The sequence below is a fragment of the Micromonospora sp. NPDC126480 genome (genome assembly GCF_040302465.1).
GTDB lineage: Bacteria > Actinomycetota > Actinomycetes > Mycobacteriales > Micromonosporaceae > Micromonospora.
The window spans coordinates 56,188-81,770 of sequence record NZ_JBEORU010000030.1; the positions used below are offsets into that span (position 1 = coordinate 56,188).

The following is a 25,583-nucleotide window of genomic DNA, read 5'->3' on the forward strand; positions in this document are numbered from 1 at the left end:
GGCCGCGAGCCCGGGATTGGCCGTCCCGCCCGGCGAGCCGGGTCGCTAGCGTCGGTGGCGTGGAGATCGAGAAGGCGCAGCAGCTCTGGCAACCCCACCCAGGTTGGCTGAACACCGCCAGTTACGGGCTGCCGCCCGAGCCGGCGTGGGAGGCGTTGCAGGAGGCGCTCGCCGGCTGGCGGGTGGGACGCATGCCGTGGGAGGTCTGGGACACCTCGACGACCCGGACCCGGGCCGCGTTCGCGCGCCTGGTCGGGGTGGCGGTGGCGGACGTCGCGATCGGCAGCACGGCGTCGCAGCTGTTCGCCCCGGTGGCTGCCGCGCTGCCGCCGGGGGCGACCGTGCTGGTTCCCGACGTCGAGTTCACCTCGAACCTCTTTCCGTGGTTGGTGCAGGAGCAGCGGGGCGTCCGGGTGCGCACGGTCCCGCTGGCCGGTCTCGTCGACGCGATCGACGCCGGCACCGACCTGGTCGCGTTCAGCCTGGTGCAGTCGTCGGACGGGACGGTGGCCCGGTACGCGGACATCGTCGCGGCCGCCCGCGCGCACGGCGCGCTCGTGGCGGTCGACGCCACCCAGGCGTGCGGGTGGCTCCCGTTCGACGCCGGGCTCGCCGACGCGGTCGTGGTCGCGGCGTACAAGTGGCTGATGGCGCCGCGCGGCGCCGCCCTCGCCTACTTCGCGCCCGAGCTGCGTGACCGGATGCGGCCCGACGCGGCCGGCTGGTACGCCGGCGCCGACCCGCACGCCTCCTACTACGGCCCGCCGCTGCGGCTGGCGGACGACGCGCGCCGCTTCGACATCTCCCCGGCCTGGTTCAGCTGGGTCGGCGCGGCTCCCGCGCTGGAGCTGCTGCTGGACGTGGGGCTGCCGGCGGTCCACGCGTACGACGTGGCGCTGGCCAACCGGTTCCTCGCCGGTCTGGGCCGGCCACCGGGCGACAGCGCGATCGTCACCGTCGACGTGCCGGGCGCGGAGCAGAGGCTGGAGCGGGCCGGCGTGCGGGCGGCGGTGCGCGCCGGCCGGGTCCGGGCCTCCTTCCACCTCTATTCCACCGAGGCCGACGTCGACCTGGCCCTCGACGCGCTGACCGGCTGACGGGACCCGGCACCCGACCGGAGCGCCGGCCGGCGGCCGGATCGCGGTCGGCAGCCGCTCCGGCCGGGCCGCCCGGACTGCGACCGTGGGACGGCCACATGGCGACCCACCTGGCGGCCCGACAATCGGTTGCATCGATGCCATTCGCTCCGCCGGGGCGATGCCCGGGTGGGTCGCGCACACGCTCCCGGATCCCGGAATGTGGGTTCGGCCGACATAGCTCGCCCTCGAACTCCAGCCGTAGGTTTCCTGCACGCGACGGCCCTGTGACCACGGTCACCGCACCGACCGTCGCCGATGACCTGCGGAGGATGTGGCGATGGCCGGGCAAGCGCTCCTGTCGGCTCGCGGGCTGACCCGTGACTTCCGGGGATTCCGGGCGGTCGACGGTGTCGACCTCGACGTGGCGGCGGACAGCGTGCACGCGCTCGTCGGCCCCAACGGCGCCGGCAAGACGACCCTGTTCAACCTGCTGACGGGCTTCCTGCCGCCGAGCGGCGGCCGGATCGAGCTGGGCGGCCGCGACATCACCGGGCTGTCCCCGGAACAGGTGGCCCGGCTCGGTGTGGCCCGCTCGTTCCAGATCACCAGCCTCTTCCCGCAGCTGTCCGCCCGGGAGCACGTCGAGCTGGCGCTGCAGAGCCCGAGCGGGCTCGGCTGGCGGTTCTGGCGGTCGGCGAAGCTGATGCGGCGCTACACCGACCGGGCCGGCGAGCTGCTGGACATGGTCGGCCTGGCCGATCTGGCCGAGGCGCCCGCCGAGGCCCTCGCGTACGGGCGCAAGCGGGCCCTGGAACTCGCCATCGCACTCGCCCTCGACCCGAAGGTGCTGCTGCTGGACGAGCCCACCGCCGGCATGGGCCTGGAGGACGTCGACCGCACCGTCGACCTGATCGCCCGGGTCCGGCAGGGCCGGACCGTGGTGATGGTCGAGCACAACATGAGCGTCGTCGGGCGGCTCGCCGACACCGTCACCGTCCTGCAGGCCGGCAAGGTCCTGGTCGAGGGCCCGTACGAGCAGGTCCGCGCCGACGAGCGCGTGATCACCGCCTACCTGGGAGCCGCTGATGCTGCGCATTGAGAACCTGTCCGCCTGGTACGGCGAGGCGCAGGTGCTGCGGGAGGTCGGCCTGGAGGTACAGGCCGGCGAGGTGGTCACCCTGGTGGGGCGCAACGGCGCCGGCAAGTCCACCCTGCTGCGCTGCGTGATGGGCCTGCACGCCGGACAACGGGGGACCGTCGAACTCGACGGGAGGGACGTCGGGAAGCTGCCGGCGTACAAGAGGGCGCGGCTGGGGCTCGGCTGGGTACCCGACGACCGGGGCAGCTACGCCACGCTGACCGTGACGGAGAACCTGACCCTGCCGCCGGCGGTGGGGCCGGACCCGTGGTCGCTGGAGCGGGTGTACGAGGCGTTCCCCGCCCTGTACGAGCGGCGCGACTCGGCCGCCACCATGCTCTCCGGCGGCGAGCAGCAGATGCTGGCCCTGGCCCGGGTGCTGCGGATGGGCGCCCGGCTGCTGCTCTGCGACGAACCGACCGAGGGGCTCTCGCCGCTGCTCGTGCAGCAGGTCGGCGACCTCCTGCGGGAGGCCAAGCGGCACGGCGTCACCGTGCTGCTGGTCGAGCAGAACCTGCACTTCGCCACCGGCGTCGCCGACCGGCACTACCTGCTGGCCGAGGGACGCATCGCGGAGGCGTTGGACAACTCCGAGGTGCGGTCGCGGGAACGCGAACTGCTGTCGTACCTCGGCATCTGAATTCTCCTCTCACGACCGACCCCGCGCGACGCGCGGACGAAAGGGATGGGCATGCGTAGGACGGTGGGTGTGGCCGCCGCGTCGGCGGCCGCGATGATGGTGGTCGCCGGCTGCGGCGGCGGTGGTCCCCAGTCGGGCGGGGACGAGAAGCTGACCGGCGGCAAGATCGTGCTGGGCGTGCTCAACGACCAGTCCGGCGCGTACTCGGAGCTGTCCGGCAAGAACTCGGTGAAGGCCGTGGAGATGGCCATCGCCGACTTCAAGGCCAAGCACGGCGACAAGGCGGTGGCCAAGGACATCACCGTGGAGACGGCCGACCACCAGAACAAGCCGGACGTGGCCAACAGCAAGGCCCAGGAGATGTACGACCGGCAGGGCGTCGACCTGATCCTGGACGTGCCGACCTCGTCGGCGGCGCTGCGGGTGGCCGACGTGGCGAAGGAGAAGAAGAAGCTCTACTTCAACATCGGCGCGGCCACCACCGACCTGACCGGCAAGAGCTGCAACAAGTACACGTTCCACTACGCGTACGACACGTACATGCTGGCCAACGGCACCGGCAAGGTGACCACCCAGCAGGTCGGCAAGAACTGGTACATCCTGTACCCGAACTACGCCTTCGGACAGGACATGGAGAAGAGCTTCTCCGCCGCCATCACCGCCGCCGGCGGCCAGGTCGTCGGCAAGGACGGCGCCCCGTTCCCGAACACCAGCGGCGACTTCTCCACCTTCCTGCTCAAGGCACCGACGCTGAACCCGAAGCCGGACGTGCTCGGCACCATGCAGGCCGGCGCCGAGCTGGTCAACGTGGTCAAGCAGTACAACGAGTTCAAGCTGCGCGACAAGGGCGTCGGGCTGGCCGTCGGCCTGATGTTCATCACCGACATTCACTCGCTGACCCCGGCGGCGCTGGCCGGCACCACGTACACCGACGCCTGGTACTGGAACTTCGACAAGGAGAACCGGGAGTTCGCCGACCGGTTCCAGTCCGAGACCGGCACCCGGCCCTCGTTCGCGCACGCGGCCAACTACTCCGCCGCCACGCAGTACCTGGAGGCCGTGCAGGCCGCCGGCACCGACGACGCCGACACGATCGTCAAGGAGCTGGAGGGCAAGGAGGTCAACGACGTCTTCCTGCGCAACGGCAAGATCCGCGCCGAGGACCACCGCGTGATCCACGACGCGTACCTGGCCCAGGTGAAGCCGCAGTCCGAGGTCACCGAGCCGTGGGACTACGTCAAGGTCCTGGAGACCATCCCGGCCGCGGAGGCGTTCCGGGCCCCCTCGCCGGACTGCAAGCTGTGAGCGCGAGGAGTGAGCCGGGGTTGCGAGCCCCGCAGTCGCGAACGAAGGCGCAACGGTGACCGGTTTTCTCCAGAACACGTTCAACGGGTTGGTGAGCGGGGCGTTCTACGCCCTGCTCGCCCTCGGGCTCGCGGTCATCTTCGGGATGCTGCGGGTGGTCAACTTCGCCCACGGCGCGTTCTACATGCTCGGGGCGTTCGGCGCGTACGTGCTGCTCACCGAGGCGGGCGTGCCGTTCTGGGCGGCGCTTGTGGTCGTACCGTCGGGGCTGGCGGTGCTCGGCATGGCCCTCGAGCGGGCCTTCATCCACCGGCTCACCCGGCTCGACCCGCTCTACAACTTCCTGCTCACCTTCGGGCTCACGCTGATCCTGCAGGACCTGGTGAAGCTCCGGTACGGCGTGCAGTCCAGCCCGTACGAGACCCCGTCCGCGCTCAGCGGCTCGGTGAACTTCGGGATCTTCGACTTCCCGACGTACCGGGTGTTCATCCTGGGCTTCGCGGTGGCGGTCTGCGTCGGGGTCTGGTGGACGCTGACCCGCACCCGGGTCGGCATGGTCGTCCGCGCGTCCACCGAGCGGCCGGAGCTGACCCGGGCGTTCGGCATCAACGTCGGACGCTGGGTCACCCCGGTCTTCGGCTTCGGCATCGGCCTGGCCGGCCTGGCCGGCGTGCTGGCCGCGCCGATGCGGGCGGTCAACCCGCTGATGGGCGCGGATCTCATCATCGTGGTCTTCGCCGTGGTGGTGATCGGCGGTCTGGGCTCGATCTTCGGCTCGGTCGCCGCGGGCTTCGGCATCGGGCTGGTGCAGGCGTGGGGCGAGGCGTACCTGTCCGAGTTCCCGATCGTGTCCCAGACGATCGTCTTCATCGTGATGGCCGTCGTGCTGCTCTGGCGCCCGGCCGGCCTGTTCGGCCGTGAGGAGGCACCGGCGTGACGAGCACCGTGGACACCAAGGCCGACGAGGCCCGCCCGGCCGTACCGTCCGGCCTGGTCGCCGCCGCCCGTGCCCCCTGGTGGGTCCGGTACGCGCTGCTCGCGACCGGCCTGGTGGTGGCGCTCTGGCTGCCCAACGGGCTCTACCCGGCGGTGGCGGTGGACATCCTCTGCTGGGCGCTGTTCGCCGTCGCCGTGGACCTGCTGCTGGGGTTCACCGGGCTGATGTCCTTCGGGCACGCCGCGTTCTGGGGCGCCTCGGCGTACGTGACGGGCCTGGTGGCGATCCATCTCGGTGTGCCGTTCCCGGTGGCCGTGCTCGCCGGGGCGCTCGCCGCGGCGGTCCTCGCCGTGCCGATCGGCTACCTGGCGGTCAAGCGGACCGGCATCTACTTCGCCATGGTCACCCTGGCGTTCGCGCAGATGGTCTACTACGTGGCCAACGAGTGGCGGTCGGTGACGCAGGGTGAGAACGGCCTGCAGGGCATCCCGCGGGAACTGTTCGGGCTGGACCTCACCGACGACTACTACTTCTACTACGCGATCCTGCCGATCGTGCTGCTCGGCCTGGCCGGCGCGTGGCGCGTCGTGCACTCGCCGTTCGGTCGGGTGCTGGTCGGCATCCGCGACAACCCGGCCCGTGCCCGCGCGCTCGGCTACCCGGTGCACCGCTACAAGCTGACCGTTTTCGTGCTCTCCGGCTTCATCGCCGGGCTCGGCGGCGGACTGTTCGCCGTCGGCCACCGCTTCGTCTCGCTGGAGGTCCTGCACTGGACCACCTCCGGCAAGGCGGTGATCGTGGTGGTGCTCGGTGGCATCGGCACCCTGTGGGGCGGCGTGCTCGGCGCAGGCATCGTGGTCCGCCTGGAGGACTGGCTGTCGTTCTCCGGCTTCGAGACCATCGGCCTGGTCACCGGCGGCATCTTCGTTCTCGTGGTGCTGCTGTTCCGGCGCGGGATCTGGGGCACGGCCTCCGCCCTGGCCCTGCGCTGGTGGGCGTCCCGTCGCAAGTGATTCCCGTCCGGCGCATCCGGATCGCCCACTTCCGACGAACCCCCGGGTAGAGACCGTCTACCCGGGGGTTCGTTTCGGTGTTGACCGCTCCGATACCGGCCGAGGCCGTGGAGATCGCGCGAAAGCGGCTCGCCCTCGCCGCCGAGGACCTGGCCGGCGACCGCGTCGCCGCGCTCGTCACCGACCTGGCGCACGAGTGGGGCGTCCCGGCGCTGTGGGAGCAGGTGTGCGTGCCGGCGCTCGCCGCGCTGCCCGGGCACGCCGCTGGGGAGATCGCCGTCGAACACGCGCTGTCCGAGGGGGTACGCGCCGGTCTCGACGTGTTCCGGCGTGACCCCACCCGGCCGCTGTCCGCCGCCGGCGTCCTGCTCGCCGGCGCCGAACAGGAGACGCACTGCCTGGCCCTGCACGCGCTCGCCGCCGCCCTGCGGGAGCGAGCCCTCGGCAGCCTGCTGCTCGGCCCGGCCCTGCCGTGGACCGCCCTGGCCGGGGCCGCGCTCCGGGCCCGGCCGCGCACCGTCGTGATCTGGGCACAGACACCGGTCACCGGCCGCGCGTACCGGTTGATGCGTTTCGCCCGCGACTTCCCGGCACTGCGGGTGTACGGCGCCGGCCCCGGCTGGATCGAACCCCTCACCGGCCCCGCCCGCCACCTGGCGTCGCTGCCGGCCGCCCTGGCGGCGTGCACGCCCTGACCCCGTCGATCATGGAGTCGTGGTGGGCGGAACGTCCCGTAACACCTGTTCTGTCAGGCACCACAACTCCATGATCGACGTCAGCCGGACGTCGTGCGGAGCCGGTGCAGGCGGAGGGCGAGTTGGACCTCCAGGGCGCGCTCCGGGCGCTGCCAGTCGGCGCCGAGCAGCTGGCCGACCCGCTCCAGGCGCTGGGTGACGGTGTTGACGTGGACGTGCAGCTGCTCCGCCGCGCGGGCCAGGCTGCCGCCCACCCCGAAGTACGCCTCCAGCGTCTTCACCAGCGCGGTGCCCCGGCGCGCGTCGTAGTCGACGACCGGCCCGATGGTCGCGTCCAGGAACCGCGCCACGTCCCGGTCGCCGCCGTCGCCGACCGCGCCCAGCAGCAGCCCGACGAAGCCCAGCTCGTCGGTGCCGGCACCCTGCCCGGCCCGGCCGAGCGCGCCAAGCGCGGTCAGGCAGCGGTCCGCCTCGCGGAAGGTCGCGGCCAGCGAGGCCGGGCCGACGGACGGCCCGCTCCCGCCGGCGGTCACCGGCCGGCCGGTCACCCGGGACAGGTCCCGGGCGACCGCGCGTGCGGCGCCGCCCGCGTCCCGGCCGGGCAGCATCAGCACCACCCGACCGTCGCGCGCCGCGGCCAGGCCGCCGCGCGTCGAGGCGTACGTGGTGGCCCACGACAGCACCCGCTGCCGGGCCGACCCGGTCGCGGCGATCGCGTCGTCGCCGACGCAGACCAGCACGTGCGGGGCGTCCAGGTCCACGCCGAGGCGCCGGGCCCGGTTGCGCAGCGCGTCGGTGTCCCGCAGCGGGCGGGCGATCAGGTCGTCGAGCAGCTCGCCCCGGACCCGCCCCTCCGCCTCGGCGACGGTGCGCCGGAACAGCAGCAGCAGCGCGGTCACCAGGGCCGCCCGCTCCAGGATCCGCTGGTCGGCGTCGACCAGCTCACCGTCCGGGCGCAGCACCAGCGCGCCCAGGTTCTCCGCACCGGCGACCACGGCCGCGTACCAGAGCGGCCCCCGGCGGACGCTGCGCCCCTCGGTGCGGGACGCGGCCACCGCCTCGACGATGTCGGCCCGCTCCGGCTCGTCTATCTCGCCCACCCGGGCCAGCAGCCGGCCCTCGGCGTCAAGCGCCAGCAGGGCGCCGCCGAGCACCTCGGTCACGGCGGCGGCGACGTCCTCGACGCCACCACCGCGCAGCACCAGCGCGGTCATCCGGTCGTGGGCCGCCGCGGCCCGCTCCACCGAGACGCTGTGCGCCCGGATGGTGGTGTTCGCCGCCGACAGCTCCTCCAGCGCCGCACGGGTCTCGGCGAGCAGCCGGGCGGTGTCGATCGCCACCGCGGCGTGCGCGGCGAGCGAGACCAGCAGCGCGACCTCCTCCCGGACGAACGGCCGGGCCGACCGGTTGGCCGCGTACAGCACGCCGATCGAGGTGGAGCCGAGCCGCAGCGGCACCCCGAGGATCGCCACCAGACCCTCCTCGCCGACCCCGGCGTCGATCTCGCCGGTGTGGTGGAAGCGGTCGTCCTCCGGGTAGTTCGCGGTCACGTACGGGGCGCCGGACTGGGCGACCAGGCCGCCGAGGCCCGCGCCCATCGGCAGCCGCAGCCGCTGGAACCGGGCCGACACCGAGCCGTCGGTGACCCGCATGTAGGTGTCGCCGCGCTCCTCGTCGTTGAGGGTCATGTACGCCACGTCGGCGCCGAGCAGGTTGCGGGCCCGGTGCACGATCGCCCGCAGCACGTCGTCCAGGTCACGCAGCCCGGCCAGGTCGCTCACCGTGTCGTACAGCCCGGACAGCTCGGTCTCCCGGCGACGGCGGCGCTCCAGCAGCGCGCGGACCCGCAGCGCGACCGCCTTCGCCTGCTCCAGCTCGGCCAGCCGGTCCGCGGGCAGGCCGGCGGCGCGCGCGGCGACCAGCGGGCCTTCGAACTCCACCGCGGCCGCCTCGCGCGCGAGCAGCTCCAGGAACTCCACCGGCGAGGACATGACCGACATTGTGCGGGTCGCCACTAGTTCGCCGTCCAGCCCCCGTCGAGGGCGATGGACGCGCCGGTGATGAACGCCGCCGGCGGGGAGCACAGGTACGCCACCAGCTCGGCCACCTCCTCCGGTTCGATCAGCCGCTTGATGGCCGCCCGGGCGAGCATGATCTTCTCCACGACCTCGGCCTCCGGGATGCCGTGGGTGGCCGCCTGGTCGGCGATCTGGCTCTCCACCAGCGCGGTCCGCACGTACGCCGGGTTCACGCAGTTGGCGGTGACGCCGTGCGGCGCCCCCTCCAGCGCCACCGTCTTCGACAGCCCCTCCAGGGCGTGCTTCGCGGAGACGTACGCCGCCTTGTACGGCGAGGCGCGCAGCCCGTGCACCGAGGAGATGTTGACGATGCGACCCCAGCCCCGGGCGTACATGTGCGGCAGCGCCCGCCGGATGATCAGGAACGGTGCCTCGACCATCACCCGGTGCAGGTACTCGAAGCGCTCGACGGAGAACTCCTGGACCGGCGCGACGTGCTGGAGGCCGGCGTTGTTCACCACGATGTCGATGTCGGCGTCGAGGCGGTCGACGGCAGCCGGCTCGGCCAGGTCGACACACTCGGCCCGCCCACCGGCCTCGGCGGCGACCGCCTTGGCCGCCTCGAGGTTGCGGTCCACCACGAGGACCTTGGCGCCGGCCGCGCCCAGCCGCAGGGCACAGGCCCGTCCGATGCCACTGCCGCCCCCGGTCACCAGAGCGGTACGACCTGCGAGGTCGACGTGTACGACGTGGGGGACCGCCACGGGTTCTGCCGTCATGGCGCAAGAAACTACGAGCTGTGTGGCCGGGCGCACATGGGGCAGCGACACATACTCGCCCCGGATGCTGTGTGGCCGTACCGGACATCGGTTTCGCTCCCTGGACGGTGAGCGCCGCGCGACGTTGTCGGCGGGGTGTCCGGATCCCCACGGACGGCCGGTCGCGGAGCCGGTCGATGTCGGACCCGGCTGGCATCCTCCCCGACAGGCTGGCGGTTGCGCCGGCGCGGTGAGGGGCCGGGCGGGCCGCAGAGCGGACTGGAAGGGTGCCGGATGGGTGGCGTGGAGCAGGCCGCGGGAGAGACCTTCGAGGCGACGCTGGTCCGCTGGTCGGGTGCGGGCGGATGGGTCTTCGCCCCGGTCCCGGCCGAGCACGCCCCGGCGACGGCCGGCCCGTTCGGGCGGGTGCCGGTCACCGCCAGCGTGGACGGCCGCACCTGGGCGACGAGCGTCTGGCGGGACCGCCGGGCGGGCTGGCTGCTGCCGGTGCCGGCCCGGATCCGGGCCGGCAGGGACGACGGCGACGTGGTGACCGTGGCGATCGAGGTCGACCCGACCCGGCGCTGACGACGCCCGGGGCGGGCGGCGTGTCCCGCGGGGCGATGCGGTGACGGCGTCGGTAGGGTGTCGAACGCATGTACTGCCGGCGGTCGGGGAGGAGGCGGCGTGCGCGTGCTCGGCGTCGATCCGGGGCTGACCCGGTGCGGGGTCGGCGTGGTCGAGGGGGTGCCGGGGCGGCCCTGCACGCTTGTCGCGTACTACGTCGTCTACACCGACCCGCAGGACGAGCTGCCGGTGCGCCTGCTGCACCTGGACCGCTCGCTCACCGACCTGGTGGCCGAGCACCGACCGGACAGCATCGCCGTGGAGCGCGTCTTCAGCCAGCACAACGTCCGCACGGTGATGGGCACCGCGCAGGCCAGCGGGATCGCCGTGCTCGCCGGCGCCCGGGCCGGGCTGCCGGTCCAGACGTACACGCCGAGTGAGGTGAAGGCGGCGGTGACGGGCTCCGGCCAGGCCGACAAGGCGCAGATGACCGCGATGGTGACCCGGCTGCTGCGGCTGCCCGAGCCGCCCCGCCCGGCCGACGCCGCCGACGCCCTCGCGCTGGCGATCTGCCACGTGTGGCGCGGCGGCACCCGCTCGAAGCTGGCCGCCGCGGCCGACCGGGTACGACGAGGAGGGGTGCGATGATCGCCAGCGTCCGGGGTGTGGTGACCGCGACCGGTCCCGACCATGCCGTGATCGAGGTCGGCGGGGTGGGCCTGGCGGTGCAGTGCGCTCCGGGCACGATCGCGGAGCTGCGGGTCGGCCAGCCGGCGCGGCTCGCCACCAGCCTGGTCGTCCGGGAGGATTCGCTGACCTTGTACGGGTTCGCCGACGACGACGCCAAGACCCTGTTCGAGCTGCTGCAGACCGCCAGCGGGGTGGGCCCCCGGCTGGCCCAGGCGGTGCTGGCCGTGCACACCCCGGACGCGGTCCGCAAGGCCATCGCCAACGCCGACACCGCCGCCCTGACCCGGGTGCCGGGCATCGGCAGGAAGGGTGCCGAGCGGCTCGTGCTGGAGCTGCGGGACCGGATCGGCCCGGTGTCCGTCGGGGTCGACGGCGCCGCCGGTGTCACCACCGGCGCCTGGCCGGAGCAGGTGCGCCAGGCGCTGGTCGGGCTCGGCTGGACGGCGGCGCAGGCCGACCAGGCGGTCGCGGCGGTGGCGGAGACCCTCGACGGGGACGTGCCGCCGGTACCGGTCCTGCTCAAGCAGGCGATCCGGCTGCTGGGCCGGACCCGATGACGAGCGCGGGGACGCGCGTGCCGGGTCGGCTCGCATGGGACGCGGCGGAGCCGGAACGCGCGCCTGAGCCGGGTTTGCGAGCCGCGCGGTCGCGAGTGAAGGGCCAGCAATGACGGGCGACAACCTGGTCTCGGCGTACGTCAACGACGCGGAACGCGACGCGGAGGCGAGCGTCCGGCCGAAGCGGCTGGCCGAGTTCATCGCGCAGGACCGGGTCCGCGACCAGCTCGACCTGCTGCTGCAGGGTGCGATGCGACGCGGTAGTCCGCCCGACCACATCCTCCTCTCCGGGCCGCCCGGCCTCGGGAAGACCAGTCTGGCCAACATCGTCGCCGCGGAGCTGGGCACCGGTATCCGGGTGACCAGCGGCCCGGCGATCGAGCGCTCCGGCGACCTGGCCGCGATCCTGACCAGCCTCGCCGAGGGCGACGTGCTCTTCATCGACGAGATCCACCGGATCGCCCGGCCGGCCGAGGAGCTGCTCTACAGCGCGATGGAGGACTTCCGGGTCGACGTGGTGGTCGGCAAGGGCCCCGGCGCGACCGCGATCCCGCTGGACGTCGAGCCGTTCACGCTGGTCGGCGCGACCACCCGGTCGGGCCTGCTGACCGGCCCGATGCGGGACCGGTTCGGCTTCGTCGCCCACCTCGACTTCTACGCGCCGGCCGACCTGGAGGCGCTGCTGCACCGCTCGGCCCGCATCCTCGGCGTGCCGATCACCGAGGACGGCGCCGCGGAGATCGCCGGCCGGTCCCGGGGAACCCCCCGGATCGCCAACCGCCTGCTGCGCCGGGTGCGGGACTTCGCCGAGGTCCGGGCCGACGGCGTGGTCGACCGGGAGACCGCGCGGGCGGCCCTGATCGTGTACGACGTCGACGCGCTGGGGCTGGACCGGCTGGACCGGGCGGTGCTGACCGCGCTTGTCGACTCGTTCCGGGGTGGCCCGGTGGGCCTGTCCACCCTGGCGGTGGCGGTGGGGGAGCAGCCGGACACCGTGGAGGAGGTCTGCGAGCCGTTCCTGGTGCGGGCCGGGTTGCTCGCCCGTACGCCGCGCGGGCGGGTCGCGACCGAGGCGGCTTGGCGGCACCTGGGCCGTACGCCCCCAAATGGTATATTCGGCCCGGACACCCCTCCCGTGCCCGATCTGTTCTCCGTGGAGCCCGATCAGCCGTGATGCGAACGTGATCTGCACCGCATTCGGCGTTCCCAGGCGCAGGGATTAGACTTCGCCGCGGTCTGTACAGGACGTGAGAATCTGCCTCCGCTCCGGCGCCCCTCGTGCCGGCCGGAGGCCAATGGGAAGGTCTACCACCGTGCTTTACGCACAATCGGCCGGCGGAGCCGGCGGCTTCACGCCCATCCTCATGATCGTTCTGCTGTTCGGCGTCATGTACTTCATGATGATCCGTCCCCAGCAGCGGCGGCGTCGCGAGGCTGAGGCCATGCAGCGCTCCCTGGGTCAGGGCGACGAGGTCGTCACCATCGGCGGCCTCTACGGCACCGTCACCGGCGTGGACGACGACACGGTCCTGCTGGAGGTGGCCCCCGGCGTGCAGACCCGGTACGCGCGCCCCGCGATCGCGCGGGTCGTCACCAAGGCCGAGAGCCCGGCCGAGCCGGCCGTCGACGACGCGGACGTCGTCAAGGAGTGACCCGTCGCCCGCCCCGGCCGGCGGTCGGGGCGGCGTACGCGACAGGACAAGTGGATAGTCGGGCCGACGCACCACGTCGGTATGCCCGCGACCGGCCGGCGTCGCCTGCCGGTGCCCGCGTACCGGCCGCGGCGTCGGCTCCCAGCCGACCGTCGACCGGGGAGCCCGGCCGACAGCCGCCGCTCGCAGCGGCGGCGTGACCGTACAGGGAGACAGGACAGCCGTGGCACCACCTCAGGGACAGATGCGCCCCGGGCGGCAGTTGGCCGTGCTCGGGTTCATCTTCGTGGTCCTCTACCTTCTGGTGTTCTTCGGAGGCGGCGCCAGCGGTGGCTGGAAGGACCGGCTCGAGCCGAAGCTCGGCTTGGACCTCGTCGGCGGCACGCGACTCACGCTGGAGGCGACGAACACGGCCAACGGGCAGCCGCCGACCGCGGAGAACCTCGAGGAGGCCCGGCAGATCATCGAGAGCCGGGTCAACGCGTTCGGTGTCGCCGAGGCCGAGGTGGTCACCGAGGGCGACCGGAACATCGTGATCTCCCTGCCCGGTGAGAACCGGGACCTGACCGAGGTGGGCAGCGCGGCCGAGCTGCGCTTCCGCAAGGTGCTCAAGGTCGCTGACGGCAGCGGCGCGGCCGCCGCCCCGGCGCCCAGCCCGACCGCCACCCCCTCCGGCACCCCCTCACCCGCCCCCTCGGGCAGCGCCACACCGACCCCGTCGACAAGCGCGAAGGCGACCTCGTCGCCGAGCGGCGGCCAGGGCGGCGGCGCCCCGGCGCCGAGCGCCAGCGCCACCCCGTCGGCCACCCCGAGCGCCTCTGCTCCGTCGCCGAGCGGCAGCGCCGCGCCCGCCCCGGCGACCGCCGAGGAGCAGCGCAAGGCGGTCGAGCAGAAGGTCGGTGCGGCCGCCTGGGCGGCCGCCAGCGGCCTGCAGGCTCCGGCCGACCTGACCACCGACCCGTCGCTGGCGGAGAAGCTCAAGCCGTTCGCGTCGCTGACCCCGCGCGAGGTCGCGGCACTGCCGGCGCAGATGCAGTTCAACGTCCCGCAGATCACCTGCGCGCAGCTCGACGACCGCCCGCCGGCGTCGATCTCCGCTCCGGACCAGCAGGTCGTCGCCTGTGAGGACGGCGCTCTCAAGTACCTGCTCGACGAGGCCAAGGTGCTCGGCACCGACGTGGACGACGCCAACGCGGTGCTCGACCAGACCAACCAGTGGGTGGTCAGCCTCGACTTCACCGGCTCCGGCCAGGAGAAGTGGACCAACCTGACCCGCGAGTCCTTCAACAACGAGGGCCAGGCCTGCGACGCCTCCGCGCTCGGTGACAGCGGCAAGTGCCGGGTGGCGGTCGTGCTTGACAACGACGTGGTGTCGTCGCCCGAGATCCAGGGTGTGCTGACCGGCAACTCGCAGATCACCGGCAACTTCACGCAGCGGGACGCGAGCGACCTGGCCAGCACGCTGCGCTACGGCGCACTGCCGGTGACCTTCGAGGCCGCCGAGCAGCAGAACGTCACCGCCACGCTGGGCGCCAGCCACCTGCGGGCCGGTCTGCTCGCGGCCGGCATCGGCATGCTGCTGGTCATCGTCTACTCGTTCTTCTACTACCGGCTGCTCGGCTCAGTGATCTTCCTGAGCCTCGTGCTCTCGGCGCTGCTGGTCTTCGGCGCGCTGGTGGTGCTCGGCCGGCAGATCGGCTTCACGCTCACCCTCGCCGGCATCGCCGGCATGATCGTCTCGCTCGGTGTGGCGGCGGACTCGTTCGTCATCTACTTCGAGCGGCTCAAGGACGAGATCCGGGAGGGGCGAAGCCCACGCAGCGCGGTGTCGCGGGCGTGGATCCGGGCCCGCCGGACGATCATCTCGGCCAACGCGATCACCCTCATGTCGGCGGTGGTGCTCTACATCGTCTCGGTGGGCGCGGTGAAGGGCTTCGCGTTCGCGCTGGGCCTCGCCACGGTGCTCGACCTGGTCGTGGTGTTCCTCTTCCGACACCCGATCATGACGATGTTCGCCCGCACCCGGGCGTTCCTGTCCCCCCGGGTCAGCGGTCTCGGCCGGGCGCTCCCGGCGCGGACCGCCGAGCCGGCCAAGCCGCGCAACCCGCGCGTGAAGGAGGCCTGAGATGGCTGGTGAAGGTCTCGCAAGCCGCCTCTACCGTGGTGAGGCCGGGCTCAACATCATCGGGCGGCGCAAGCTGTGGTTCGCCGTCGCTGCGGCGCTGATCCTCCTCTCGCTGCTGAGCTTCCTGGTGCGCGGCTTCAACCCGGGTATCGAGTTCGCCGGCGGCAACTCGTTCCAGATCCCGGCGAGCGTCGGCACCCTGGAGGACGCTGAGACCAGGGTCGACGAGGCGCTCGCCACCGAGGGCGGCGGGGCCGAGGTGGTCACCGCGCAGCAGGTCGGCGGCACCGGCACCACCGTCTACGAGATGCGCACCTCGCAGCTCTCGCCGGACGAGGCCAACGCCGTCACCCAGGCCCTGGCCACCGAGTTCGGCATCCAGACCAGCGACATCAGCTACACGCAGGTGAGCGAGGCGTGGGGCAGCCAGGTCACGCAGCGCGCGCTGCTCGGTCTGGTGATCTTCGTGGCGCTGGTGATGGTCTACCTCATCCTCCGGTTCGAGTGGCGGATGGCGGTCGCCGCCGTCGCCTCCCTGGTGATGAACCTGATCCTCACCGCCGGCATCTACTCGATGGTCGGCTTCGAGGTCACCCCGTCGACCGTGATCGGCTTCCTGACCATCCTGGGCTTCGCGCTCTACGACGTGGTGGTGGTCTTCGACAAGGTCCAGGAGAACACCCGCGGCATCACCGCGAACAACAACCAGACGTACGGCGAGGCGGCCAACCTGGCGATCAACCAGAGCCTGATGCGGTCGCTGAACACCTCGATCGTGGCCCTGCTCCCGGTCGGTGGCCTGCTGTTCATCGGTGCCGGCCTGCTCGGTGCGGGCACGCTGAAGGATCTCGGCCTGGTGCTGTTCGTCGGTATGGCCGTGGCGTTCTTCTCCTCGATCACGCTGGCCACCCCGCTGCTGGTGCTCCTGAAGAACATGGAGCCGCGGATCCAGGCGCACAACAAGCGCGTCCTGGGCCGCCGGGCGGCGATCGAGCGCGGCGAGATCGCCACGAAGGGTGCGCCCCGGCCCGCGCAGAGCGCCGACGAGCCGGTCGACGCCGAGGCGGCGGCCATGGCCGGGGCGGCGCCGAAGGTCGGTGCCCGGCCCGCCGGGAAGCGGCCCACCGGCACGCGGGGCGGGCGCCCCGCCGGCGGCGGTAACCGTCCGGGTGGCAAGCGGCGCTGACCCGGCGCGCAACGGTCCGACGGCGTCCTTCATGCTGTGCGAGCAGCAGGGAGGGCGCCGTCGTCGTGAGAGGAACGAAACTGCCGTGACGGAGACCCACAGCGCTCAGGTACGGGGAGACAGCGGCCGCGAGGTCGCCGAGCTGGTGGCCAGCCGGGTGCTTGATGTTCCGGACTTCCCGAAGCCGGGTGTCATGTTCAAGGACCTGATGCCGCTGTTCGCCGACGGTGACGTCTTCCGGGAGGTGGTCGACGGGATCGTGCGCCACCACGGGCGGGACTCGTTCGACACCGTGGCCGGGATCGAGGCGCGCGGGTTCGTGATCGCCGCGGCCATCGCGTACGCGACGGGCGTCGGAGTGGTGCCGGTGCGCAAGGCGGGCAAGCTGCCCCGGGCGGCGTACGCGGCGTCCTACGCCCTCGAGTACGGCGAGGCGACCCTGGAGGTCCACCAGGACGCGTTCACCGCCGGGCACCGGGTGCTGGTGGTGGACGACGTGCTCGCGACCGGCGGCACCGCCCAGGCGACCCTCGACCTGGTGGAGCGCGCCGGCGGCACGGTGGCCGGCTTCACCGTGCTGCTGGAGCTGGGCTTCCTCGGCGGCCGAAAGCGGCTGGCCCCGCGTCCGGTCCATGCCCTGTTGACCGTTTGAGCACGACGTCCGTCGGGCGGACCCGGCGCGGTCCGTCCGGCGGAGCGGCGGGGTACCGTGCGTGCGGGTAGCATTGCCCTTTGCTGACCGGGTGGGTGGCCGTCCGGGCGGCGGCGAACCGCCGGTCGGGGCCGGCGGGGAACAACACCGGCCCGGTGGCCGGTTGAACAAAAACGTCGGCCGCACGGCCGGCGCAATCCCGGCGAGCGGTGAGGAGGCCGGTGTCCCACGATGTCGCCCCTCCGGTGGAGGGCACTGTGCACCCGACAGGCGACGGCTCGGTGACCGACCGGAACGGTGACCCCCGGGTGACGGCCCACGGCAACGGCTCCGGCGCGACGGACGCCATCCGCCCCGGCGCGGCCGCCGAGAGCGACGGCGTCGTCGTCCCGATCCGCGGTGGCACGAGCGACCCCTCGTCCGGCGGCGGGTTCGCGCTCTCCAACGCGCCCACCGGCCGGCGGGTCCGGGCCCGGCTGGCCCGATTCAACGCGCCCTGGCAGTCCTCGCAGGTGAGCGAGGTGCTGGAGCCGCTGATCGCGACCCACCGGGACGCCCACCCGAAGGCCGACGCGCGGTTGCTGCAGCGCGCCTTCGACACCGCGGCCCGCTGGCACTCCGGGCAGTACCGCAAGTCCGGTGACCCGTACATCACCCACCCCCTCGCGGTGGCCACCATCCTCGCCAACCTGGGGATGGACACCACGACGCTTGTCGCGGCGCTGCTGCACGACACCATCGAGGACACGGAGTACACGCTCGACCAGATGCGGGCCGACTTCGGCGGTGAGGTCGCACTGCTGGTCGACGGCGTGACCAAGCTCGACAAGGTCAAGCTCGGCGACGCCGCCAAGGCCGAGACGATCCGCAAGATGGTCGTGGCCATGGCGAAGGACCCGCGGGTCCTGGTGATCAAGCTGGCCGACCGGCTGCACAACATGCGGACCCTGACCTTCCTGCCCCGCCCGAAGCAGGAGCAGAAGGCGAAGGAGACGCTGGAGATCCTGGCCCCCCTGGCCCACCGCCTCGGTATGAACACGATCAAGTGGGAGCTGGAGGACCTGGCCTTCGGCACCCTGTTCCCGAAGCGGTACGAGGAGATCAACCGCCTCATCGGGGAGCACCAGCCCCAGCGGGAGGCGCTGCTGCGGCAGGTCACCCAGAAGGTCGGCACGGACCTGAAGTCCGCCAAGATCAAGGCAGAGGTCACCGGGCGGCCGAAGCACCTCTACTCGATCTACCAGAAGATGATCGTGCGGGGGCGGGACTTCAACGACATCTACGACCTGGTCGGCGTACGGATCCTGGTCGACACGGTGCGGGACTGCTACGCGGCGCTGGGCGTCATCCACGCCAACTGGCAGCCGGTGCCGGGGCGGTTCAAGGACTACATCGCCATGCCCAAGTTCAACATGTACCAGTCGTTGCACACGACGGTCATCGGGCCCACCGGCAAGCCGGTGGAGATGCAGATCCGCACGTACGCGATGCACCGCACCGCCGAGTTCGGCATCGCCGCGCACTGGAAGTACAAGGAGCACAAGGGCACGCAGATCGTCGGCCCGCCGGCGCACATCGACGAGATGACGTGGCTGCGCCAGTTGCTGGACTGGCAGCGGGAGGCGGCCGACCCGAGCGAGTTCCTCGACGCGCTGCGCTTCGACCTGTCCAGCCAGGAGGTGTACGTCTTCACCCCGAAGGGTGACGTCATCCCGCTGCCGACCGGGTCGACGCCTGTGGACTTCGCGTACGCGGTGCACACCGAGGTCGGGCACAAGTGCATCGGGGCGCGGGTCAACGGCAAGCTGGTGCCGCTCGAGTCGACGCTGTCCAACGGCGACGTGATCGAGATCTTCACGTCGAAGTCCGACACCGCCGGCCCCACGCAGGACTGGCTGGGCTTCGTCAAGAGCCCGCGCGCCCGCACCAAGATCCGGCAGTACTTCAACAAGGAGCGGCGCGAGGAGGCGATCGAGGCCGGCAAGGACGCGATCGTCAAGGCGATGCGCAAGCAGGGCATGCCGCTGCAGCGGATGCTCACCTCGGACGCGCTGATGGCCATCGCCCGGGACCTGCACCTGGCCGATGTCGCCTCGTTGTACGCGGCGGTCGGCGACAGTCAGGTCTCCGCCCAGTCGGTGGTGCAGAAGCTGATGGCGACGTACGGCGGCGAGGAGGGCGCGGCGGAGGACATCGCCGAGACCGCCGTCGCCACCCGGCCGCCGCGTAGCCGGCAGAGCAGCGCGGATCCAGGTGTGGTGGTCCGCGGCGTGAGCGACGTCTGGATCAAGCTGGCCCGGTGCTGCACCCCGGTGCCGCCGGACGCGGTCTTCGGCTTCGTCACCCGCTCCGGTGGGGTGAGCGTGCACCGGGACGACTGCGCCAACGCCGAGGACCTGCGGGCGCAGAGCGAACGGGTGGTCGAGGTCAGCTGGAAGCTCACCTCCGCCTCGACGTTCCTCGTCGCCATCCAGGTCGAGGCGCTCGACCGGCACAAGCTGCTGGCCGACGTCACCCGGGTGCTCTCCGACGAGCGGGTCAACATCCTGTCCGCCACCGTCACCACGACCCGTGACCGGGTGGCGGTGAGCCGGTTCAGCTTTGAGATGGCCGACCCGAAACACCTGGGCCACCTGCTGGCCGCGGTGCGCAAGGTCGACGGCGTCTTCGACGCGTACCGGGTGACCTCCGGCGCTTGACCACCAGCGCGCCCCCGGCACGGGGTGCCGGGGGCGCGGGGACGACGGGGTGCGGGCTGGTCAGGCCGCGCTCATCGTCAGGTCGGTGATGACGATCTCCTTCTTCGGGTGACCGCCGCCGGCCTGCTCGGCGAAGGCTTTGTCGTCGCCGGCCGCCGCCACCTGCTTGACGATGTCCATACCGCTGGTCACGGTGCCCAGCACGGTGTAGTTCGGGTCCAGCGGCGAGTCGCCGTAGACGATGAAGAACTGGCTGCCCGTGCTGCCCGGCTGGCCAGAGTTGGCCATCGCGATGACACCCTCCGGGTACGGGGGCCGCTTGTCCGTCGGCAGGTTCTCCTCCATCAGCCGGTAGCTCGGGCCGCCGGTGCCGTCGGTCTCCCGCCAGCCCTTGCCGGTCGCGCTCGGGTCACCGCACTGCAGCACCTTGATGCCCTCGGTGACGAGCCGGTGGCACTTGGTGTTGTCGAAGAAGTTCTTCTCCGCGAGGTGGTTGAAGCTCGCCGCGGTGCACGGCGTCCGGTACCGGTCGACCTTGGCGGTGATCTGGCCCAGGTTGGTGTCGATGGTGAGCGTCTGGACACCCGAGTTCGGCTGCTGGTTGCCCGGCAGGCCGACGTCCTTGATCTGCGGGATCCGCTGGTCCTCCGGGATCGGGGTGAACGCGCACTGGGCGGCGCCGGAGGGCGCGGCCGTGTCCGTCGACGAGTCGTCGTCGCCGAGGGCGGACACCAGCCAGACCGTCCCCGCGACGACCAGCAGGAGGGCCGCGCCGGCCCCGACGATCGCGGTGGTCTGCCGCCGCCGGCGGGCCCGGGTCGCCCGCTCGGCCATCTCCTTCTCGAGCCGGGCGCGGGCCGCCGCGCGCTGCCGCTCTCTGGTGGACGTCACGCCTGGATCCTCCTGCGCTGTGTCGGGTTGAGTGGGTCGGCCGCGGTCAGCCGGCGCTGGGGCTGGCTGTCGGCGACGCGTCGGTGCTCGGCGTCGCCGCCGGGCTCGGCGCCGCTTCGGTGACCGTCAGGCTCTGGATGACCACGTCGTCGTCCTTGGGCTTGACCTTGGCCCCGCTGCCATTGTCCACGGTCGGCAGCGCACCGATCTTCTCGATCGTCTCCAGGCCGGACGTGACCCGCCCGACGATCGAGTACGTCGGGTTGGCCGTCGTGAAGTCCTTGAAGAAGACCAGGAACTGGCTGCCGTTCGCGCCGGGCGTGCTGCCGATCATCGCGACGGTGCCCTTCGGGTACGTCGCCGGCTCGCCGGGAGCCGGGCTCGCCGACGGCGACGGCGACGGGGCGTCGGGGACGTTCTCGTCGTAGAAGGAGTACGTCGGACCGCCCAAGCCGGTGCCGCTCGGGTCGCCGCAGCGCACCGCGCCCTCGGCCGTGATCTCGTGGCACTTGGTGTTGTCGTAGAAGGAGCGGCTCGACAGGTGGGAGATGCTGGCCACGGCGCAGGGCGCGGCGGCGACATCCAGCTCGGCCGTGACCGGGGCGCCCTGGTTCGTCACGATCGTCATCGTGCGGACGCCGTCGGTCGGCAGGCCGGTGGTGGCGGGGGTGCCGACGTCCTTCAGGTTGTTGTTGGCGCTGGCGTCCTGCGGGGTCCAGAGGCAGGTCTCCTCGGCGGCGACGTCCTCCGCCGGGTCGCGGTCGAAGGCGCCCAGGGCCCAGGCGGTGCCGGCCACGATCAGCACGAGGACGACGGCGACGCCGACACCGGCCTGGATCTGCCGGCGGCGGCGGTGCCGGGCGGCCCGGCGGGCCATCTGCCGGTCGAGCTTGGCCCGCGCCAGTTTGCGCTGCCGGTCCCTGCTGGAAGCCACCCGTGCTCCCCTTCCTCTACCCTGGTTCCGTGGCGGACGGGCGGCCTGCCCGTCTGGTGGGCGCGTGCGCCACGCCACACGCCCGCCAGAGTGTACGGCCAGCGGCTGGGAATGTGGTGTACGAGGTCCGGGCTGTGCCTATCGGGCTTCGTCACTGGCCGCGGCGGGCCGGTCCGCGGTGCCACCGCCGGAACCCGGACGGGCCGGGCGACTAGGCTCGGGGACGGGACCCGACACCTCGACGGAAGGGGAGCGGACGTGCTCGTGGCCGGCTTTCCCGCGGACGCCTTCGGCACCAACTGCTACGTGGTCGCCACCGCGCCGGGGGAGCAGTGCGTGGTGGTCGACCCCGGCATCGGCGTGCTCGACCGGCTCGACGCCCTGCTGGCCGAACACCGGCTGCACCCGGCCGCGGTGCTGCTCACGCACGGCCACCTCGACCACACCTTCTCCGTCGCGCCCGTCTGCGGCGCGCGGGGTGTCACCGCGTACGTCCACCCGGGCGACCGGGAACTGCTCGCCGACCCCGCGAAGGGGTTGTCCGCCGACCTCGCCGCGCTCTTCGGCGGGCGCCTGCCGTACACCGAGCCGGAGGACGTCGCCGAGCTGACCGACGGCGCCACGCTGAGCCTCGCCGGGCTGGAGATCATCGTCGACCACGCGCCCGGCCATACCGGCGGGTCGGTGCTCTTCCGGTTGCCCGGCGCGGGCTCCCGCTGGGAGGCGGACGAGGTCTGCCTCTCCGGCGACGTGCTCTTCGCCGGCTCGATCGGCCGCACCGACCTGCCGGGCGGCAGCCTCCCGGCGATGCTCGCCAGCCTGCGGAGCAAGATCCTTCCGCTGGCCGACGACACCGTCGTGCTGCCCGGCCACGGCCCCGCGACGACAATCGGCCGCGAGCGCGCGACCAACCCGTACCTCATCGAGGTGGCGGAGGACGACGGCGCGCGACCGGCGGCCCCTGCCCGCGGCCTCTAGCCGCTCACCGCCGTCTTTCCCGCGCCGTGGCGCGGGTCCTGTGAACGGAGCATCATGAGCAAGCCCATGCCCATCTCCGGCTTCCCGGAGTGGACGCCCGCGCAGCGGATGATCGAGCAGTACGTCCTGGACCGGATCCGGAGCACCTTCGAGCTGTACGGGTTCGCGCCGCTGGAGACGCGCGCGGTCGAGCCCCTCGATCAGCTGCTGCGCAAGGGGGAGACGTCCAAGGAGGTCTACCTGATCCGCCGCCTGCAGGCCGACACGGACGGGCCGGCCGGCGACGACGCCCTCGGCCTGCACTTCGACCTGACCGTGCCGTTCGCCCGCTACGTGCTGGAGAACGCCGGCAAGCTGCAGTTCCCGTTCCGCCGCTACCAGATCCAGAAGGTGTGGCGGGGCGAGCGGCCGCAGGAGGGGCGGTACCGGGAGTTCCTGCAGGCCGACATCGACATCGTCGACCGGGACCGCCTCGCCCCGCACCACGAGGCGGAGATGCCCCTGGTCGTCGGCGACGCGCTGCGTTCGCTGCCGATCCCGCCGGTCCGCATCCAGGTCAACAACCGCAAGATCTGCGAGGGCTTCTACCGGGGGATCGGGATCACCGACCCGGAGGCGGCGCTGCGCGCTGTCGACCGGCTCGACCGGGTCGGCCCGGCGAAGGTCGCCGAGCTGCTGGCCGAGACGGCCGGCGCCAGCGAGGCGCAGGCCAAGGCGGTGCTCGCGCTCGCCGAGATCTCGGCGCCGGACGCGTCGTTCGCCGACGCGGTTGCCGCGCTCGGGGTGCGCCACCCGCTGCTCGACGAGGGCGTCGAGGAACTGGTCCGGGTGGTGGAGACCGCCGCCGAGCACGCGCCCGGCCTCTGCGTGGCCGACCTGCGGATCGCCCGGGGCCTCGACTACTACACCGGCACCGTCTACGAGACGCAGATGATCGGGTACGAGCGGTTCGGCTCGATCTGCTCCGGCGGCCGGTACGACAACCTCGCCAGCGCCGGCACCGTGTCGTACCCGGGGGTGGGCATCTCGATCGGCGTGACCCGGCTGCTGGGCCTGCTCTTCGGCGCCGGGGCGCTGAGCGTGTCCCGGGACGTGCCGACCTGCGTCCTGGTGGCGGTGGTCAACGAGGACCAGCGGGTGGCGAGCAACCGGGTCGCCGAGGCACTGCGGGCGCGCGGCGTCCCCACCGAGGTGTCGCCGAGCGCGGCGAAGTTCGGCAAGCAGATCCGGTACGCCGAGCGGCGCGGCATCCCGTACGTGTGGTTCCCCGGGGTCGAGGGCGTACCGGACGAGGTCAAGGACATCCGCTCCGGGGAGCAGGAACGTGCCGAGGCCGGCGTGTGGACGCCCCCGGTGGTGGACCTGAAGCCCCTGGTGAGCTGAGACGTTCCGTGGGACACCGCTGGCGCCGGCGGACGATCAGACCTACGGTGGCGTAAGTTACGCCACCGTAGGGAGATCGTCGTGACCAACCTGAGCCAGACCGCCCTGCTGCACGAACTCGAAGTCGTGGTCGAGAAGAACCTCGACCGCCACCTGTCGATGGCGAAGGAGTGGTTCCCGCACGAGTACGTGCCGTGGAGCGAGGGGCGCACCTTCGACGGGCCGCTGGGCGGGGAGGCCTGGTCGCCGGAGGACTCGACCCTCCCCGAGGTGGCCCGCACCGCGCTGATCGTCAACCTGCTCACCGAGGACAACCTGCCGTCGTACCACCACCAGATCGCCACGCTCTTCGGGCGGGACGGCGCGTGGGGCACCTGGGTGCACCGGTGGACGGCCGAGGAGGGGCGGCACGGCATCGCGATCCGGGACTACCTGACGGTGACCCGCGCGGTGGATCCGGTGGCCCTGGAGCGGGCCCGGATGGTGCACATGTCGGCCGGCTTCCACAACGCGCACGACGAGGAGATGCTGCACTCGCTCGCGTACGTGTCGTTCCAGGAGCTCGCCACCCGGATCGCGCACCGCAACACCGGCCGGGCCACCGGCGACCCGGTGTGCGAGGCGCTGCTCGCCCGGATCGCCGCCGACGAGAACCTGCACATGATCTTCTACCGCAACCTGCTCGGCGCGGCCTTCGAGCTGGCGCCCGGCCAGACGATGCGGGCCGTGGCCGACGTGCTGGCCGACTTCCAGATGCCCGGCAGCGGTATCGAGGGGTTCGTCCGCAAGTCGGTGGCGATCGCCCTCGCCGGGATCTACGACCTGCGCCAGCATCGGGACGAGGTGGTGATGCCGGTGCTTCGTCAGTGGGACGTCATGAACGTGACCGGCCTGGACGCCGACGGCGAGGCCGCCCGCGAGCAGATCGCCGCGCACCTCGACGACCTGGAGCGCGCCGCGTCCCGCTTCGAGGAGAAGCGCGAGGCCCGCCGCGCCCGCCAGTCCCGCTGACCCGCCACCCACCCCGGGGCGCACCCGTCCCCGGCTCCCTGTACCAACCGCCGCGCCCGGGGCCGTTCCTGCGGTCGATCATGGAATTGTGGTGGGCACCCTGTCCGCTTTCGCACCCTTTGCGGGGCACCACAACTCCATGATCGACGGGGTGGGGGAGAGGGTCAGGTGGGGGAGGGGAGGGGGAGCAGGAGGCAGGTTGAGGTGGCGTGGGCTGCCAGGCGGCCGACGGCGTCGGTCAGGCGGGCTTCGGCCAGGGCGGTGCGGCGGCCACGCTGCATCACGGTGCCCTCGCAGCGCAGCGTGCCGGAGTCGACGGTGACCGGGCGGAGGAACTTCACGTTCAGGTCGAGGGACGTGTAACCGATGCCGGCCGGCAGGGTCGTGTGCACGGCGCAGGCGGCGGCCGTGTCCAGCAGGGTCGAGATGACGCCACCGTGGACGGTTCCCAGCGGGTTGTAGTGGAACTCCTGCGGAACCAGCTCGACGGCGACGCGGCCCTCCTCGGCCTCCATCCGGCTCATGTCCAGCAGGTGCATGACCGGCGGGGCGGCCAACTCGCCGGCGATCATCGCGCGCAGCAGGTCGAGGCCACTGCGCCGGCCGATCTGGGCCGCGTTGAGGCCGGGGTCCGACCAGGAGAACGTGCGGCTGCGTTGCTGCGTCTGCGTCATG

General features: G+C 72.4%; 24 protein-coding genes. 19 read left to right on the top strand and 5 right to left on the bottom strand.

The window, feature by feature from the left end; all coding sequences use genetic code 11:
* The first annotated feature begins 59 nt into the window (after positions 1 to 59).
* The 7 genes from ABTW87_RS24185 to ABTW87_RS24215 all read left to right on the top strand — a co-directional run bounded on the left by ABTW87_RS24185 (position 60) and on the right by ABTW87_RS24215 (position 6,807).
* Complete coding sequence (locus tag ABTW87_RS24185) at positions 60 to 1,097, top strand: aminotransferase class V-fold PLP-dependent enzyme (RefSeq protein ID WP_350653242.1); 1,038 nt, start codon at positions 60 to 62, stop codon at positions 1,095 to 1,097.
* Between the two features lie 319 nt (positions 1,098 to 1,416).
* A complete protein-coding gene (locus ABTW87_RS24190) occupies positions 1,417 to 2,178 on the top strand; it encodes an ABC transporter ATP-binding protein (protein ID WP_350653243.1) in 762 nt (253 codons plus the stop codon).
* Positions 2,165 to 2,857, top strand: a complete 693-nt coding sequence (locus ABTW87_RS24195; protein ID WP_350653244.1) for an ABC transporter ATP-binding protein — start codon at positions 2,165 to 2,167, stop codon at positions 2,855 to 2,857. Before ABTW87_RS24190 ends, ABTW87_RS24195 begins: the two co-directional genes overlap by 14 nt.
* A 45-nt stretch (positions 2,858 to 2,902) precedes the next feature.
* Complete coding sequence (locus ABTW87_RS24200; protein WP_350653245.1) at positions 2,903 to 4,162, top strand: ABC transporter substrate-binding protein; 1,260 nt, start codon at positions 2,903 to 2,905, stop codon at positions 4,160 to 4,162.
* Positions 4,163 to 4,217: 55 nt separating this feature from the next.
* Entirely contained in the window at positions 4,218 to 5,099 is an 882-nt protein-coding gene (locus tag ABTW87_RS24205) for a branched-chain amino acid ABC transporter permease (RefSeq protein ID WP_350653246.1), read from the top strand.
* A complete protein-coding gene (locus ABTW87_RS24210) occupies positions 5,096 to 6,112 on the top strand; it encodes a branched-chain amino acid ABC transporter permease (protein ID WP_350653247.1) in 1,017 nt (338 codons plus the stop codon). The genes ABTW87_RS24205 and ABTW87_RS24210 overlap by 4 nt, the downstream gene beginning before the upstream one ends.
* Positions 6,113 to 6,219: 107 nt before the next feature.
* Positions 6,220 to 6,807 (top strand): transcriptional regulator, encoded by a 588-nt coding sequence (locus tag ABTW87_RS24215; RefSeq protein WP_350653248.1) that lies wholly within the window; start codon positions 6,220 to 6,222, stop codon positions 6,805 to 6,807.
* Positions 6,808 to 6,887: 80 nt separating this feature from the next.
* Here ABTW87_RS24215 and ABTW87_RS24220 read toward each other — a convergent pair whose 3' ends face one another.
* Together ABTW87_RS24220 and ABTW87_RS24225 are read right to left on the bottom strand one after the other, a co-directional pair.
* Positions 6,888 to 8,807, bottom strand: a complete 1,920-nt coding sequence (locus tag ABTW87_RS24220) for a helix-turn-helix domain-containing protein (protein WP_350653249.1) — start codon at positions 8,805 to 8,807, stop codon at positions 6,888 to 6,890.
* A gap of 14 nt (positions 8,808 to 8,821) precedes the next feature.
* Positions 8,822 to 9,604, bottom strand: a complete 783-nt coding sequence (locus ABTW87_RS24225) for a 3-hydroxybutyrate dehydrogenase (protein ID WP_350653250.1) — start codon at positions 9,602 to 9,604, stop codon at positions 8,822 to 8,824.
* A gap of 273 nt (positions 9,605 to 9,877) precedes the next feature.
* On the opposite strand from ABTW87_RS24225, the gene ABTW87_RS24230 reads away from it, so the two are divergent.
* The 9 genes from ABTW87_RS24230 (at position 9,878) to ABTW87_RS24270 (ending at position 19,711) form a co-directional block, all read left to right on the top strand.
* Positions 9,878 to 10,171, top strand: coding sequence for a DUF1905 domain-containing protein (locus ABTW87_RS24230; RefSeq protein ID WP_350653251.1), 294 nt, complete (start codon positions 9,878 to 9,880; stop codon positions 10,169 to 10,171).
* Between the two features lie 99 nt (positions 10,172 to 10,270).
* The gene (gene ruvC / locus ABTW87_RS24235; RefSeq protein ID WP_350653252.1) at positions 10,271 to 10,798 is read left to right on the top strand and encodes a crossover junction endodeoxyribonuclease RuvC; all 528 of its coding nucleotides are present in this window, start codon (positions 10,271 to 10,273) and stop codon (positions 10,796 to 10,798) included.
* A complete protein-coding gene (gene ruvA / locus ABTW87_RS24240) occupies positions 10,795 to 11,397 on the top strand; it encodes a Holliday junction branch migration protein RuvA (RefSeq protein ID WP_350653253.1) in 603 nt (200 codons plus the stop codon). Before ruvC ends, ruvA begins: the two co-directional genes overlap by 4 nt.
* 109 nt (positions 11,398 to 11,506) lie before the next feature.
* On the top strand, positions 11,507 to 12,571 hold the full coding sequence (gene ruvB, locus ABTW87_RS24245) for a Holliday junction branch migration DNA helicase RuvB (RefSeq protein WP_350653254.1): 1,065 nt from the start codon (positions 11,507 to 11,509) through the stop codon (positions 12,569 to 12,571).
* A 139-nt stretch (positions 12,572 to 12,710) separates the two neighbouring features.
* Positions 12,711 to 13,049, top strand: coding sequence for a preprotein translocase subunit YajC (gene yajC / locus ABTW87_RS24250; protein WP_350653255.1), 339 nt, complete (start codon positions 12,711 to 12,713; stop codon positions 13,047 to 13,049).
* Positions 13,050 to 13,272: 223 nt separating this feature from the next.
* Complete coding sequence (gene secD, locus ABTW87_RS24255) at positions 13,273 to 15,174, top strand: protein translocase subunit SecD (protein WP_350653256.1); 1,902 nt, start codon at positions 13,273 to 13,275, stop codon at positions 15,172 to 15,174.
* 1 nt (position 15,175) lies between these two features.
* Positions 15,176 to 16,360, top strand: coding sequence for a protein translocase subunit SecF (gene secF, locus ABTW87_RS24260; RefSeq protein WP_350653257.1), 1,185 nt, complete (start codon positions 15,176 to 15,178; stop codon positions 16,358 to 16,360).
* An 85-nt stretch (positions 16,361 to 16,445) separates the two neighbouring features.
* Positions 16,446 to 17,012, top strand: a complete 567-nt coding sequence (locus ABTW87_RS24265) for an adenine phosphoribosyltransferase (protein ID WP_350653258.1) — start codon at positions 16,446 to 16,448, stop codon at positions 17,010 to 17,012.
* Positions 17,013 to 17,257: 245 nt separating this feature from the next.
* Positions 17,258 to 19,711, top strand: coding sequence for a RelA/SpoT family protein (locus tag ABTW87_RS24270; RefSeq protein WP_350653276.1), 2,454 nt, complete (start codon positions 17,258 to 17,260; stop codon positions 19,709 to 19,711).
* A 60-nt stretch (positions 19,712 to 19,771) separates the two neighbouring features.
* Here the strand turns inward: ABTW87_RS24270 and ABTW87_RS24275 are convergent, their stop codons facing one another.
* Together ABTW87_RS24275 and ABTW87_RS24280 are read right to left on the bottom strand one after the other, a co-directional pair.
* Entirely contained in the window at positions 19,772 to 20,545 is a 774-nt protein-coding gene (locus tag ABTW87_RS24275) for a peptidylprolyl isomerase (protein WP_350653277.1), read from the bottom strand.
* 103 nt (positions 20,546 to 20,648) lie between these two features.
* Positions 20,649 to 21,536 (bottom strand): peptidylprolyl isomerase, encoded by an 888-nt coding sequence (locus ABTW87_RS24280; RefSeq protein ID WP_350653259.1) that lies wholly within the window; start codon positions 21,534 to 21,536, stop codon positions 20,649 to 20,651.
* A gap of 258 nt (positions 21,537 to 21,794) precedes the next feature.
* On the opposite strand from ABTW87_RS24280, the gene ABTW87_RS24285 reads away from it, so the two are divergent.
* The 3 genes from ABTW87_RS24285 (at position 21,795) to ABTW87_RS24295 (ending at position 24,908) form a co-directional block, all read left to right on the top strand.
* Entirely contained in the window at positions 21,795 to 22,514 is a 720-nt protein-coding gene (locus ABTW87_RS24285) for an MBL fold metallo-hydrolase (RefSeq protein WP_350653260.1), read from the top strand.
* A gap of 54 nt (positions 22,515 to 22,568) precedes the next feature.
* The gene (gene hisS, locus ABTW87_RS24290) at positions 22,569 to 23,897 is read left to right on the top strand and encodes a histidine--tRNA ligase (RefSeq protein WP_350653261.1); all 1,329 of its coding nucleotides are present in this window, start codon (positions 22,569 to 22,571) and stop codon (positions 23,895 to 23,897) included.
* Between the two features lie 81 nt (positions 23,898 to 23,978).
* Positions 23,979 to 24,908, top strand: a complete 930-nt coding sequence (locus ABTW87_RS24295; RefSeq protein WP_350653262.1) for an acyl-ACP desaturase — start codon at positions 23,979 to 23,981, stop codon at positions 24,906 to 24,908.
* 164 nt (positions 24,909 to 25,072) lie between these two features.
* Here ABTW87_RS24295 and ABTW87_RS24300 read toward each other — a convergent pair whose 3' ends face one another.
* Complete coding sequence (locus ABTW87_RS24300) at positions 25,073 to 25,582, bottom strand: PaaI family thioesterase (RefSeq protein ID WP_350653263.1); 510 nt, start codon at positions 25,580 to 25,582, stop codon at positions 25,073 to 25,075.
* Position 25,583: the final 1 nt, after the last annotated feature.

Excerpts from the sequence above, each read along its gene's own strand:
- ABTW87_RS24190 (WP_350653243.1), top strand. The coding sequence starts at position 1,417 with ATGGCCGGGCAAGCGCTCCTGTCGGCTCGCGGGCTGACCCGTGACTTC.
- ruvA (WP_350653253.1), top strand. The coding sequence starts at position 10,795 with ATGATCGCCAGCGTCCGGGGTGTGGTGACCGCGACCGGTCCCGACCAT.
- ABTW87_RS24275 (WP_350653277.1), bottom strand. The coding sequence starts at position 20,545 with ATGGCCGAGCGGGCGACCCGGGCCCGCCGGCGGCGGCAGACCACCGCG.
- ABTW87_RS24195 (WP_350653244.1), top strand. The coding sequence starts at position 2,165 with ATGCTGCGCATTGAGAACCTGTCCGCCTGGTACGGCGAGGCGCAGGTG.
- secF (WP_350653257.1), top strand. The coding sequence starts at position 15,176 with ATGGCTGGTGAAGGTCTCGCAAGCCGCCTCTACCGTGGTGAGGCCGGG.
- ABTW87_RS24200 (WP_350653245.1), top strand. The coding sequence starts at position 2,903 with ATGGGCATGCGTAGGACGGTGGGTGTGGCCGCCGCGTCGGCGGCCGCG.
- ABTW87_RS24220 (WP_350653249.1), bottom strand. The coding sequence starts at position 8,807 with ATGTCGGTCATGTCCTCGCCGGTGGAGTTCCTGGAGCTGCTCGCGCGC.
- ruvB (WP_350653254.1), top strand. The coding sequence starts at position 11,507 with ATGACGGGCGACAACCTGGTCTCGGCGTACGTCAACGACGCGGAACGC.
- ABTW87_RS24230 (WP_350653251.1), top strand. The coding sequence starts at position 9,878 with ATGGGTGGCGTGGAGCAGGCCGCGGGAGAGACCTTCGAGGCGACGCTG.
- hisS (WP_350653261.1), top strand. The coding sequence starts at position 22,569 with ATGAGCAAGCCCATGCCCATCTCCGGCTTCCCGGAGTGGACGCCCGCG.
- ABTW87_RS24300 (WP_350653263.1), bottom strand. The coding sequence starts at position 25,582 with ATGACGCAGACGCAGCAACGCAGCCGCACGTTCTCCTGGTCGGACCCC.
- ABTW87_RS24225 (WP_350653250.1), bottom strand. The coding sequence starts at position 9,604 with ATGACGGCAGAACCCGTGGCGGTCCCCCACGTCGTACACGTCGACCTC.